Here is a 13899-nt window from a genome sequence, read left to right as displayed (position 1 = left end):
ACCACTTATACAGTTGAGTGGCCGACTTTTTCTTTTTGTTTAACTTGCTTCTTGCTTGGTGGTTTCACATATTTTGTTATTAACTGATTTTTAGACATAATAATATATTTTGGATCAGGTTGTAATTTAAATTGTTTGATTGATGGTTTGGATAATGATAATAAGTAAATCGGAAAGAAAGTAAGCATTTTGATCATTCGGTAATAACGATTATAAATGCTAAACGATTCAAACCCCAATCGTTTTATCCCTTTATTTAATGTTGTAATCCCTATGATACCCTTAATTTGGGGACTTTTTTTGTGGGTCAATATATACGTAGCAAGTCCTGGCATCGAATCCTTTACTAAAGCATAAATAAGAAACGCCTTTTTAATATCGTTATTTACCCCATCTAGTTCGTTTAAAATTCGTACATTATGCAAATGAATTTTGATAAGAACATCGTTTTTCTTAATCTCCGTTCCATCAGATAGTGTCACGGGTCTACCTTTGTACTTCGTCAATCTCACACGAAAAATATTACTGTGCCTTTTTTGATATTTGCCAATATACGTTAGTCGGGTTAATCGATAATAAAAAGGATCTAACAGTAACCACAGTTTAATAAAATATCTTCTCATATACCTTTCAACCCTTCATCTTTGATGGACATTCTTATTTTGGGTTAAAAGGGATGTATTTATTTATAGAAAAAAGGAAATAAATTTCCACATTTATGTAACTTGGTTAAATATCTAAATATTCACATAACATGTTGAATATTGTAACAATTTGTCTTATAATGTCGAAGAAGGGAAGTACTATTTCACTAATTAATTGGTTAAAAAAGTAAATATTTAGGTCTATCATCTTGTGATAAATTGGCAAACCAGGACGAAAGTCTGGGACGCAAAGCCACGGGTCTAATGAATCATGTATTCTATGATCGCCGGGTTACCGCAATATTGATCAGGTAATGTATACACAACTGATTCCAATATACGGGACAGTTGTATTTTTTTATTTAATCGAAGCGGAGTGAGATGTGTATGAGTTTAATAAAAAACCTTTTTTTAAAAAATCCCATTATAAAAAAAGAACGGGACAAGCAATTTGAACAATTATATAAAGGATTATCCTTTGCTGATAACCCAGACCCTCTTTTCATGTTTAATTCATTAGGAGATATTTTGCAGGTTAACAACGCTGCTATCGGGCGATTCGGAAAAAGAGGGAGTTTACTTGATTACATACAAAAAAAAGAACATGAAAAGTGTGCTTATTTACTTCATGCCTTTTGTTTAAAAGGCATCACCTGCCATGATTATTTTCAATTTGAACAAATAGAAGGAAAACCAGTAAAGCTACTTGTTAGTATTTATCCAATTAAAAAGGAAAATGAGGTTATAGGTGGATATGCCTTAACGAAATCCGTAAATACATCTGGACTAGTTGAGGTAAAAAGCTTAAATCAAAATTTAGAGGAAATTTTCAATGAAATTGATGCTGTTGTTTGGTCCTTTGATTATCAATTAAATAAAATAAAATACCTTTCCTCATCAACAGAAAAACTGTTAGGCATTCCAAATGAAACGCTCATTCAAAGACCATTATTATGGGAAACGTATATACAACATGAAGACGTATTAATGTTAAAAAAATCTTACAAAAACGTTCTTGCAGGCAATGCTATGACCCATGAAGTAAGGGTGCTTTTTCCTGACTCAACAGTAAAATGGGTCCAAGTTAAGGTGACACCAACGTTAAGTGAGGACGGTAGTATATCGAGTATTATTGGTTATATGTTTGATATAACAGAAAAGAAAAAATTAGAAAACATGATTATTAAAAAGGATCAAAAATACCTAGCGCTTTTTGCTAATCATACAGACCCTATATTTACCTTGAATCTAGAGGGTGTTGTTTTAGAGGTAAATCCTGCTGGGGAAAGAATGCTTAACTTTACGGAGAATGAAAAAATAGGTGCTCACTTTCTTTCCTTTGTAGCTCCAGAACATAAAGAGAAATCTACCGAATATTTTCAAGAAGTACTTAAAGGCAAGACCCAAAATTTCAACATGAACTTTACTTGCAATTTAAAAGGGAAATTTCAACTTAATGTGACATTAATACCTATATTTGTAAAAGGTGAAGTTTCAGGTGTGCATAGTATTTTAAAAGACTTATCTGATTTGGAAGAATCTGAAGCTAAATATCGTGGCTTAGTTGAAAATTCATTAGCAGGAGTTTTCATGATTCAGCATGGAAAGTATGTATTTGCCAATAAAAAGCTCCATGATATTGTAATGGCAGAAAATAAAAGTCTTTTGAACCAACCCATTTTACAGCATGTACATGAAGAAGATAGAGAATTAATTGAAAATAACGTAAATCGACTAATAACCAATGAATTGAATTATGTTCATTTTCAAACAAGGAGTAAAAGAAAAGATGGAAAAATAGTTCATTTAGAAATTTACGCATCTTTCTTAAACTATCGTGGAGCCCCTGCCATTATAGGAACCGCTATTGATGTTACTGAACGCTCTGAAATGGAAATACTCTTAGAACAAAAAGAGAAAATAGTAGATAAGCAAAATAAGTGGTTTGAATCCATTATTAAAAATACAAACGATATCGTTACCATAATTAATGAAAAAGGAGAAATAACATACACAAGTCCTGCTTTTAATCAGATTCTTGGGTTTGAGGCTAAAGAAAGAATAGGTATGCCTATTTTTGACTACATTCATCCTGAACAGTTAGATACTGTCTTAGAAAATTTTAGCCTATTGTCAGAAGAGCGAATAAACGACTTGAAAATGGAATGCCTTTTAGAACATAAAGATGGTAGTTGGCATCACTTTGCAGTAAGGGCGACTAATTATATGAAAGATCCTATCATTAACGGGATTATTGTGAACTGCTATGATATTACTGAAAAGAAGACTGTAGCGAAAGAGCTAGAAAGGGTTTCAAATTTCGACCAATTAACAAATTTACCAAATCGTTCATACTTTCAACAGTATTTGAAAGAAACTTTAATGGAAACAACTGAACACCAAACCTTTGCTATTTTCTATATAGACATTGACCGCTTCAAATTTATTAACGACTCACTTGGACCATTAATTGGTGATGAATTAATAAAGAATATTTCGATAAGATTAAACGAAAGGACAGATAGCGACTCATTTTTAGGACATTTACGTAGTGATGAATTCATCATTTTACAAAAAAACATAAAGTCAGCAGAACTATCATCCATTGCGGAAAATATATTACAAGCATTTGAAAACCCTTTTATTATTGAGGATTATGAATTTTATGTCACGGCTAGTATCGGTATTAGTGTATATCCAGAGTCTGGCAAGACAGTAGAAGAGTTATTAAAAAATGCGGACATTGCAATGAGTCATGCAAAAAAATTAGAAGCTAACAAATACGTAACATACAGCTCTGAGCTGGACGTAGAATCATTTAAAAAATTTATGATTACATCTGATTTAAGAAAAGCGATTGAAAGAGATGAGCTACACTTGCATTTTCAACCTTTAATAGATTGTAGCTCGAACAAAGTTGTTGCTGCAGAAGCACTTGTGCGTTGGAATCATCCCGTTTGGGGAGAACTTCCCCCAACTGAATTTATCCCTACAGCAGAACAAAACGGGCTCATTTCTTTCCTTGGTAATTGGGTGTTAAGAAATGCTTGTAAACAGCTAAAAGCTTGGCAAAAGGCAAATCTACAACCTATTTCAATTTCTGTTAACGTTTCACCTATTCAGTTTTCACAATATAATTTTGTTCATAACGTCTTTCAAACCTTAGAGGACTTTAATCTCGATCCTAAATTTTTAGTTTTAGAAATAACTGAAAATATTTTTGCCGATGGTTCAGACACTGTCGTAAATAAATTAAAAGAGCTACGGAAAAAAGGAATAACGATTGCTCTTGATGATTTTGGTACGGGCTACTCTTCACTGAATTATTTACAACGTTTTAAAGCAGATTATTTAAAAATTGATAAAACATTTTTACAAGGGATTGAGAAAAATCAAAACGAAGAATTACTTGCGTCCATTATTGAACTCGCTAAAAATATAAACCTTTCTGTAGTCGTGGAAGGAATAGAAACAGAGGAACAATACAAGAAAATTCAATCGATGAAATGTGATATAGGACAAGGATTTTTATTTAGTCCTGCGGTCTCGAGTGAACAGTTCCAACGTATTCTTGAATGTGGTCTGTCTTCCCAACTTCCAACTAGATCAGACCCTAAAAAGAAAAGGAGATTTTATCGCATTACGTTCGATTTTCCCCTTGCAGGTAGTTTTACCATTGATTCTGTACGAGGAAAAAAAGTTCATGTGGGCAATACGCCAATTCTAGTTAAAGATGTTAGTGCTGGTGGTCTTAACTTTTTATCCGATATTAAACTACCACCTAAAACTGATTTATTGATAAAAGTTAGTGCGAAAATGGGAGATTATTCATTAGAACAAATAGCTAGAGTAGTTTGGTCAAGTGAGCAGGAAGATCAACTATATGAATATGGTATAGAATTTATAGCAAGTGAGCAGGAACAAGAAGTACTTCTTAAACGAATGAACATCATTCAAGCACAACTTAGAAAAAGAAATGGCTCTATTATGAAGCAATTGATTACAGAAGATCCAAAAGATTATTTCCACTATTTATAACAGTAGAAACCGGGTCAACTTTCCTTCTCAGAAGACCCGGTTTTTATTGTTATTAAGTCCATTTTATCTCTCCATATGAATGGAATAGAAATCAACAACTTTATTAAACAAAGTCTAAAATAAAGGCTTTTCTCGAAAAGATTGTTGTTTTTTACAGAATAGATAGAAAAAATCACTACTCTTTAATCAGAAAAATACTATAGCGTAGGCAAAATACGCAGACTCCTACGGGATAGCACGTGTCTGAAGACCCCGCAGCTGTGGTTTTCCGCGAGGAGGCTGAGGCCGTGCCCGTGGAAAGCGAAGTATTCTGCCGAAGCGGTCGTATGCACTCATCAAAATGCAAAGCTATAGTTATGTCGTAGTTTAAGTAAACAATGAAAAAATAACAACAATCTTTACCAAAAGTGCAAAAAAAAAGAAGCACAGTAAATGCTTCTCCAAATTTATTCATTGGGGTAAAAATCCTTCCGGTTAAACCAACGCACTTCTTTATTTTTTGCTAATCGCTACCTTCCATAAGGCAGGGCCCTGCTCGATATATTCCCAGACAAATGTACCTTCTCTTTCCATCATGAATTGATAATGAAGGGGTCTTGGATCATGATCATTAACTAATTGTAGCGCTTCACCAGCAGATAATTCATCAAATGCCTCGAAAATTTTCGGATGTCGAATTCTTGGTTCAATATCAGGTGCATATATTTCGACTGCGAACGTATACTTCTCTTCCATTTTTAGTTCACTCCTAATTAACTTTTTACTGAAAAGGTTCCAGTAGTTTTTATCTGAGTTCACTACAAGGATAACGTGATTCTGTATGTTTGTCTGTGACATAAAACAACAAGCGCTTATGATTTTAATCACAGCAAAGTTTTCTTCATAAGTGTATCAATTAAGTAAGTATATCTCTTATGGAGAAGAAAGGCAGATTACAGATGAAAACAGAGTCTATCTTTGACCAACTTTACGGTGTTCCCTTGTTCAAAAGCTTAACGCTAGAAGAAATGAAGCCGGTTATAAATATTGCCAGTGTCAAAACATATACCCCAGGCATGCACGTATTTCTACAAGGGGAAGAATTAAAAAATGTTTATTTTATTCATCATGGAAAAGTAAAAATTTATAAAACTGACCTTAATGGAAAAGAACAAATTGTGAACGTCTTACAGGCTGGTGATATGTTCCCACATGCTGGATTTTTCCGTCAAGACAGTTGTCCAGCTCACGCTGAAATAATCGAAAATGTAACACTCATATACATACCAATCATTCTCTTTGAACATTTTCTCATACAACATCCTGAAGTTTGTATTAAGCTATTCCGTGTCCTTGGGGATAAGATTGTTGATTTGCAAGTTCGCTTAGAGGAACAAATATTTCACAATTCTTTTGAACAAATTATGATGCTTTTACTACGTCTTTCAAAAGTTTATGGAAAGCCAACTAATGGTGGAGAAAAAGTTACCCTAACGACTAATTTCACCAATAGAGAACTTGCTAATATGATTGGAACAAGTCGAGAAACCGTTAGTCGGACACTCACTCAACTAAAGAAAAACAACATTGTCCTCGTGAACAGTAACGGAGAAATAACAATTGATACTGTTGCCTTAGAGACTCAATTATTCTAAAAATGTGATTCATATCACTTCTCTCACCATTGAGAATGATTATCATATTAAATGAAAATACTTGAAGGAGTGAGTGATGATGAATGAAAAACCATACGTTGAGTTAGATGTACGGGAAGACTTAAGACTTAAAATGGAACCATTCCAAAAAATAATGACTGCAGTAAATGGATTAAAGGAAGGTCAAGATTTTATCCTTCACGCTCCGTTTAAACCTGTACCTCTTTTTAAAGTGCTAGAGAGAAAAGGTTTTGAGCATGAGTCAGTAAAAATAGCCCAAAAACATTGGAAGGTTATTTTTCGAAAAAAGGAGGTGGATGTCTCATGATTACATTAGACAATAGAGGGTTAGAACCTCCACAACCAATGATGCGGACACTTAACGCATTAGAGAAAACTCCTTTAGGTGGTAGTATAATCATCATTAATGATCGGATACCGATGTTTTTATTTGCGGAATTAGATGAACAAGGCATTACCTATCATACGGAGGAACAGGACGATGGAAGCTTTAAAGTAATGATTACGAAACCAAGGTGATGATCCCATGAAGCCACATTTTAGTCAAACAAAAATAAATGTTAAGTTACCTTTTTCTTTCATTTTATTTGGGCTTATTGCTTTTATTTTTTCGCAATGGATTTTTTTCCAAAATGCCTCCCAACTTGCAGAGGGATATTTCAGAACACCTGAATTATGGATGGCCTTCCATCTTTTAATATTAGGCTGGGCAGTGATGATTGCAATGGGAGCTATGTATCAAATGGTTCCAGTTACATTTTTAACACCCATTTGGAGTGAAAAGTTTGGCTTTATCCAATTCGGTGTAACTGCAACTGGCATTTTATCCTTAAGCTTTCTATTAGGGTTTCATCCTGCAGAAGCGGTTTATGGTGGGGCAATTACTATTATTGGCATTTGTATGTTCATACTTCAAATGTTCATGACAATCAAAAAGCAAAAAGAAAAAAATATGATGACTTGGCTCGTTTTCTCTGCCCTGCTGTTCTTTCTCCTTACTTTATTAGCTGGCTTCGTTCTCGCTTGGAATATAGCTAATGGTCAAATTTTAAATCACCAAAGTATATTTCACTCTCATCTTGTATTCGGTATTACTGGGTGGTTTACTTTGTTAATTTTCGGATTTTCCTATAAACTCGTTCCAATGTTTAGCTTATCCCATGGTTTTTCTATGAAGTGGTCAATGAAGGCTTTTCTCCTATATATACTCGGTTTACTTGCTCTTATTTTTACTTTTTGGATAAAAATGTCTATTCTACAACCTATCGGATGGGCTGTTTTGTTTCTTGCTTTTACTTTATTTTTACTAGACATGAGAGAAATTTTAGCGAAAAGGTCAAAAAAAAGGCTGGATCGTCCATTTCTATTTGCCATCATCGCTTTACATTTAGGCTGGTTCATTCATTTCCTAGTAGTTGTAGTAAGTATATGGGCAACCAGTAATGTAGCCTTATGGAGCTTGCTCATTTATTTATATTTGATGATGTGGATCATCTTTAGCATTTTAGGCTACCTGTATAAAATTGTCCCTGTTTTATGGTGGACATTAAAGTATGCTGATAAAGTTGGAAAGGAAAAAATACCTTTAATAAAGGATCTAATAAACGAAAAAGCTAGTTTTATTCTTTATATTGGTTTCTTTATTGGAACTCTTGGTGTTGCGTTTTCTACTCTCTATCAAAGTTTACTACTCATTCAATTATTTCAAGGTCTACTCGTACTGACCTCTTTCGTATATAGTGTCTTTATTGCGAAAGTAATGACAAAATAGATAGGGTGTTAAAAATGGAAATCTTAAAAAAAGTAGAACAAGCCCTGTATCAAGTGATTGATCCAGAATTAAACGTAAACATTATGGATCTTGGTCTCGTTTATAATTTAAAAGTTAAAGAAAATAACGATGTGTATATTAAAATGACTTTAACAACTCCAGGCTGCCCGCTCCACGACACCATTGTTGGTGGTGCTGAAAAAGTTGTCGAAGCAATTGATGGAGTGAATGATGTACAAATTGATTTAGTATGGCTGCCACAATGGTCACCAGATAAAATGAGCAAAAAAGCAAAAGAAATGTTAATGTCTTAGTTTTTTAAAACGAAGGAAATCATTGCATCAAAAAGAGGCTAACATCCGTGTCAGCCTCCTCTTTTCTAACGATACTGCCCTTTTTACTAGATAAAGGGACAATATCACATTCACTTTCTCTACATTTTCATAACTTATACTGTAGCTCTTTTTCCATTGGCAATACTAAGCTTTCATGGAATACCGACATGACGTGCATTATGTTTGCCTCCACACGTTCCTCCACCTATTCCTGTAAACCTTAGTATCACCTTTAGGAAAAGAGCTTATCATTGGGTCAGCAGCGTAAGGACATTTGGAACGATGGTGCATCTTATTCCCCCCTAAAAGTATTTCTTTTAGGGGGGCTCCTATTTAAAGGATATTTCATTATATTAGGAAACTAATTAGTCGTTAAATATAGTAGTTCCCCCCTTGACCTTCATTCTTCTAATAAAAGCTCATATCCAAATAATGCTCATTTCTCCAATTATTAATTTCCATTCTTTTACACAAAATATCTTGACTCTGCATTGTTCGCATTGATAAAATTTGTTTGTATTTCTTTTTTAACAAAATATTTTAGCGTCTTTCTATCAATCTTTGAAATTTTTTAATTGTATCAACACGTTAATTTCCTGAGATACCTTACATAGATAAATGTTGTCTCGTAATTTGATTGAGGTGAGAGTCCAATGACTACTTGAATAATCAAATAGGAGCGATCATATGACAAACAAAGGACTGATTATCGCCATTTTTTCATCTTTACTCGTAACAGGATGTAATACTCACGAAAGCCAACCAGTTAAACAACCAACCCCGAAAAAAGAAAATGCCGATCCATCGGCTGAGCAACCATTAAACACCCGCTCCACTCCCCTTCAAACAAAGGATGAAGGTTACCACGAGCAAATTATTAAAGAACAAACAGAATTAGCAAGAAATCATTCCATAGAATTATATGGATTAAAGAAAACAGAAAAGACAGATTCTGAAGAAAAAGAATACACCGCTGAACATGCTTCGGGTACTTATAGAGTAACCATAGAAGCAAATTTAAGAAAGGGACCAGGCAATTCCTTTCCATCTATTATTACGATCGATAAGAATACAAAGTTAGAAGTCTATGAAAAAGCAAACGTTTCTCACGCAAATTGGTTTCATGTAGAATACGCAGACGATGCAGGCTGGGTTTCCTCTTCTGTACTTGAAAAAATCGAGTCTGAGGAACAAATCATTACAATAACAGCAGAAAATATTGAATACATTGCAGAAGAACACATAGAGAATTTAGAAATTTCTGTTGATGCTGGCAATGTAAGAACAGGGCCTGATCTTTCTTATCCTAAGATTACGACACTAACTCAATACAGGATGTTAGAAGCTTTTGAAAAAACGTCCGTTAATGGTATGACGTGGTATCATGTGAACTTTAATGGACAAACGGGATGGGTGGCTTCGATTGTTGTGAATAAATATGATCCAAATCGCAAATTTACATTAATTAGTGCTCCTCTAATAGCTCAAATGCCCCAATTACCAAGGGGCTGTGAGGTAACTAGTTTGGCAATGCTTCTTGGACACGCCGGTGTTCATGTCGATAAAATGACATTAGCCAGTGAAATAAAAAGGGACCCAACCCCTTATCAAGAAAAAGATGGAAACATCTATTTTGGTAATCCCCACACAGGTTTTGTAGGGAATATGTATACGTTTGACCAACCTGGACTTGGCGTTTATCATCGTCCTATTGCTGAACTAGGTGAGAAGTATTTACCTGGTAGAATTGTAGATTTAACAGGCAATAGTTTTGAAGCTGTGTATGAACAATTAGATAACGGAAAACCAGTTTGGGTAATTAATACGAGTTGGTTTGCTTACGTTCCAGATGAATATTGGGAAACATGGAATACTCCTACGGGCACTATCCGCGTAACTAAAAAAGAACATTCTGTTTTAGTTACCGGCTACGATGAGAACTATATATACTTCAATGATCCACTAGCAGTACAAAAACATAAAAAAGTAAATAAATCAAGCTTTATTGCAGGCTGGAATCAAATGGGTAATCAAGCAATAACGTATAATTAACTTTCCACTTAAAACTACTAGAGTATGCATTCAATTTCTGAATACATACTCTTTTCTCTAATAGACGGAGGAGAATTCGATGAAAACAAAAGCAATACTTCCACTATTATTACTAGGAGCATTTGCTATTTGGTTCCTATTCAATGAATTGATGGCAATTCCTTCATCTTTAGATACATCCAAATTAGTACTCTCCAGTAACAGTCCGGAACATGGACGAATTAAAATATATAAGCCCGTCTCCATAAAAGTTGCACAAGAAAGCATTCCATTTCCTGTTAAAATACCATCTTATATCCCATTTGAATCTACTGGACAAGAAAAAGTAACTATTACCGATTGGGATGGTGAAGGCAATAGAGTAATGATAGAAGTTCCCTATATGCAAGATTCTAAAAGCCAAAAAAACAATAAGTTGCTAATCTTGGAAGCAAGAAACTTTAACAACTATGACATGCTTGACACAAAACAAAATAAAGTACTATTAGATGATGGGAGAATAGCTCACTTTTATTACCGTTCAGGCTCTAGTATATTAACATGGGACGAAAATGAAATAGAATACACACTAATGTATATCATCCATTCAACAGATGACTTTGATTCGCATCAATCTACATATGAAACACAAAAAAAAGAGCTTATAACGATTGCAAATAACATGAAACACACTCGCATGCACAGCTTTTAGGAAGATGTCATCAAATCACGAATAAACTAATTAACTTACTTCAATAATTTTAAAAATTCGCCAACATTGATATGCTCCCCTATAGGTAGACAGATTAAAAAATAAACATCTGGCTACTTATGGGGGAGTATTTATTATGTCTAGAAGATCTTACTCTGCAAAGAGAAATACGAGATATTGTAGGAATAAGCATTATTCAACATATGTCTGGAATCAAAATATAATGTGGGATTGAGATAGCTGCCATTAAAGATTGTCTATCTGGGAAATTCTATACGCGAGGTTGCTAAATGGATAAATCTTACTCTTCATCTAGAGAAATACTGAATAAAGAAATAATCAACGAGATGAAATTTCTTCATGAAAAAATTGATGGCCTATTTGATTATCGTCAAATGACCCTTCACATGAATAGAAAGTTCGAGGAGAAGCTTAATCATAAAAGAATCTATCGATATTGATGAAAGTGGTTGGATTACGTTCTGGCATTTGTGTTAAGACATATGAAGAACTTACACTGCGATAGATGAATACATCCATTTTTATAATCATGAAAGACACCAAAAAAATAAACGGCCTTAGCCCAATGGAATATTGAGCTAAAGCCGCTTAATTTATTTTAGTTATTAACTATTTTTCTCTCCTAAAAACTTTGCACCGATGAAACTTAAAATACCACTATAAATCAAACTAACGATAAAAGTTTGAATTAGAGAGAACCCGGCAAAGATTTTACCACGCTCATAGTCCATTAATCCTTCTACGTAAATACTTACATTTGCTGTAAAGAAGGTGAAAATAACAGCGAAAATCACACTAAATATAAGGACGTTTCTCAGAAGATCCCCACTCGCTAGTTTCTTACCTACCCATACAAAAATAGCTGCTGTAATAATAGCTAAAAGGAACAAATAGATCATCTTATCATCTAAGAAACCAAACGTACGATGTGCTTCGAAGTCACCAGATGGTCCGAAAAGAGAGAACTTAAGCTCTCCACCCATTCCACCTTCTCCACTCGCTTGGATCTTAAATGTGTTAAACATCGTAATGTTTAGGACATAAATACTAAATTGGAATAATACCACTAATAATTCGACAAATGGTACATTTTCAAAAAGAAACTTTGTAAACATATTATTAGATACAATGAAGTATGTTGCAACCGATGTAATTAGTCCAACTACAGCAAAGACTAGTAAGAAAGTAGTTGCACCTTTCTTCACATAATCCCCATAGGAAAATTGTGATCTAACATCTTCTTTCTTAAATGAGCCTAAGAAACTAAAAACAGATCCTAACACGACCCCATTGAACACTGCATGGATGAACGAGTAGTCATTCGCAAAGCGTATGGAGTCTTCAAATGCAGAAAAGTTAAACGAGAATCCTGCGAAAAAGCTTAACACACCTAAGAATAGGCCATACAATAAACCAATATACACCGAAATGGATGCTTTATTAGTAATGGATATATTTGGAAATGCTGATTTCACATAAACTCCTGCTAGGAATAGTGCTAAAATAGGCAAGAATACATAAAACATCAGACCTAGATTTACATTTAAATCAATACCTTCATCAGGATAACTTTTTGATTGCAAAACGAAATCTTGGTTTACGAAATTCGATAGCATTACCATGTTCACTGTACTATAAGGATTTAATTTCTTTTCTACTCTCTCCATATCCTCATAATCAATATATGGACCTGCTTGATAGAAAAATTCTTCATAAATAGCAGTAGGTGATTCTACTCCTAAAGCACTTAAACTTTCTAATGCATTATCCTCAGAAATTTTACTTAATATGAAGCTACCCATTAAAACGATTAAAATAGAAATAATTACTCCTGTTAGAGCCGTCTTAAAAAGCTGCATATTTTGAAAGTTTCCTAGTAAATGTCCAACTTGAAAATTACCAGTACTTCTCGTAGAAGTTTGAACGGACGTTTTGTTAACTGCCTTGCTTTCAGCACTAACCTTTTCTAGCGATAAGCCACAGTGTCTACAATAAATAGAACCCGGTATATTTTGTTGCCCACATTGTCCACAAAATTTGCTTTCTTTAACACTAACGGAACCCTCTAGTGTAACTGATTTAAGGGGATGACCATCATGAGTACAGTACATTGCTGAATCGTTATTTGCTGTTCCACATTGATTACAATAAATCAATCTGCTCTCTCCCTTCTTTATGAATGTGCCTTACTCCCACATACGTTACAAAAATTAGCATCAAATGGAATTTCTTGACTACAGCTGTTACAAACCTTTGTTTCTTTAATTTCTTCTTCTGGTTTTACAACCTTTGTCCCACAATTAGGACAAAATTGATCCGCATGGGATAAGGAGGTTCCACATTCACAAGCAAAACCTTCATCTTTGCTACTAGTTAGTTCATTTAAAAGTGTTAATTGTTGATGTAAAGTAACATCTAATTCTTCAATTGCAGCTGCACGATTAGTAATTTCTTCGTTAACAATTGCACCTTTCCGATATTCAAAATATAATGCTTGTCCTAATTCAATAAGTAACTTCCCTTTTTGATTGGAGAGGTGGGCAATATTTCGCTTTACCTTCTGTGCTTCTTGAGCATTTTGAAATTTTTGCTTTCCTTGTTGTAAACCACCTTGTAACTTGGAAACACCTTCTGTGAATTTGGAATCTATATTACTCAAAATTACCAATCCTTCCTTAATGTTTTTATATTA

13 protein-coding genes and 1 riboswitch are annotated in these 13899 nt (G+C 34.1%); of the genes, 9 read left to right on the top strand and 4 right to left on the bottom strand.

What is annotated here, in order from left to right; genetic code table 11:
- Nucleotides 1–5 precede the first annotated feature (5 nt).
- Complete coding sequence (locus HNQ94_RS07550) at nucleotides 6–623, bottom strand: YkoP family protein (protein ID WP_174495790.1); 618 nt, start codon at nucleotides 621–623, stop codon at nucleotides 6–8.
- Nucleotides 624–855: 232 nt separating this feature from the next.
- A riboswitch (cyclic di-GMP riboswitch) is annotated at nucleotides 856–944 on the top strand.
- Between the two features lie 87 nt (nucleotides 945–1031).
- Between HNQ94_RS07550 and HNQ94_RS07545 the strand changes: the two genes are divergently transcribed.
- Nucleotides 1032–4682 (top strand): EAL domain-containing protein, encoded by a 3651-nt coding sequence (locus tag HNQ94_RS07545; RefSeq protein ID WP_174495791.1) that lies wholly within the window; start codon nucleotides 1032–1034, stop codon nucleotides 4680–4682.
- 492 nt (nucleotides 4683–5174) lie between these two features.
- On the opposite strand, the gene HNQ94_RS07540 is transcribed toward HNQ94_RS07545, so the two are convergent.
- Nucleotides 5175–5417, bottom strand: a complete 243-nt coding sequence (locus HNQ94_RS07540; RefSeq protein ID WP_174495792.1) for a DUF2249 domain-containing protein — start codon at nucleotides 5415–5417, stop codon at nucleotides 5175–5177.
- Between the two features lie 203 nt (nucleotides 5418–5620).
- Between HNQ94_RS07540 and HNQ94_RS07535 the strand changes: the two genes are divergently transcribed.
- From HNQ94_RS07535 to HNQ94_RS07500, 8 genes are all read left to right on the top strand, one after another.
- A complete protein-coding gene (locus HNQ94_RS07535) occupies nucleotides 5621–6316 on the top strand; it encodes a Crp/Fnr family transcriptional regulator (RefSeq protein ID WP_174495898.1) in 696 nt (231 codons plus the stop codon).
- 79 nt (nucleotides 6317–6395) lie between these two features.
- The gene (locus tag HNQ94_RS07530) at nucleotides 6396–6644 is read left to right on the top strand and encodes a DUF2249 domain-containing protein (protein ID WP_174495793.1); all 249 of its coding nucleotides are present in this window, start codon (nucleotides 6396–6398) and stop codon (nucleotides 6642–6644) included.
- Nucleotides 6641–6856, top strand: a complete 216-nt coding sequence (locus HNQ94_RS07525) for a DUF2249 domain-containing protein (protein WP_221452518.1) — start codon at nucleotides 6641–6643, stop codon at nucleotides 6854–6856. Before HNQ94_RS07530 ends, HNQ94_RS07525 begins: the two co-directional genes overlap by 4 nt.
- Nucleotides 6857–6863: 7 nt before the next feature.
- Nucleotides 6864–8108, top strand: coding sequence for a hypothetical protein (locus tag HNQ94_RS07520; RefSeq protein ID WP_174495794.1), 1245 nt, complete (start codon nucleotides 6864–6866; stop codon nucleotides 8106–8108).
- A 14-nt stretch (nucleotides 8109–8122) separates the two neighbouring features.
- Nucleotides 8123–8422, top strand: coding sequence for a metal-sulfur cluster assembly factor (locus HNQ94_RS07515; RefSeq protein ID WP_174495795.1), 300 nt, complete (start codon nucleotides 8123–8125; stop codon nucleotides 8420–8422).
- A gap of 708 nt (nucleotides 8423–9130) precedes the next feature.
- The gene (locus tag HNQ94_RS07510; RefSeq protein ID WP_174495796.1) at nucleotides 9131–10495 is read left to right on the top strand and encodes a C39 family peptidase; all 1365 of its coding nucleotides are present in this window, start codon (nucleotides 9131–9133) and stop codon (nucleotides 10493–10495) included.
- Between the two features lie 79 nt (nucleotides 10496–10574).
- Nucleotides 10575–11186 carry a hypothetical protein gene (locus HNQ94_RS07505; RefSeq protein WP_174495797.1) on the top strand — a complete coding sequence of 204 codons (612 nt, stop codon included), beginning with the start codon at nucleotides 10575–10577 and terminating at the stop codon, nucleotides 11184–11186.
- A gap of 290 nt (nucleotides 11187–11476) precedes the next feature.
- Nucleotides 11477–11647 (top strand): transposase, encoded by a 171-nt coding sequence (locus HNQ94_RS07500; RefSeq protein WP_174495798.1) that lies wholly within the window; start codon nucleotides 11477–11479, stop codon nucleotides 11645–11647.
- A 165-nt stretch (nucleotides 11648–11812) separates the two neighbouring features.
- Here HNQ94_RS07500 and HNQ94_RS07495 read toward each other — a convergent pair whose 3' ends face one another.
- Together HNQ94_RS07495 and HNQ94_RS07490 are read right to left on the bottom strand one after the other, a co-directional pair.
- Complete coding sequence (locus HNQ94_RS07495) at nucleotides 11813–13363, bottom strand: zinc ribbon domain-containing protein (RefSeq protein WP_174495799.1); 1551 nt, start codon at nucleotides 13361–13363, stop codon at nucleotides 11813–11815.
- 17 nt (nucleotides 13364–13380) lie between these two features.
- Nucleotides 13381–13866 (bottom strand): zinc ribbon domain-containing protein, encoded by a 486-nt coding sequence (locus tag HNQ94_RS07490; protein WP_174495800.1) that lies wholly within the window; start codon nucleotides 13864–13866, stop codon nucleotides 13381–13383.
- Between the last annotated feature and the right edge of the window lie 33 nt (nucleotides 13867–13899).

It is taken from the genome of Salirhabdus euzebyi (assembly GCF_014207435.1).
Taxonomy (GTDB): domain Bacteria; phylum Bacillota; class Bacilli; order Bacillales; family Alkalibacillaceae; genus Salirhabdus; species Salirhabdus euzebyi.
This window is presented reverse-complemented; position numbering and strand designations above follow the sequence as displayed.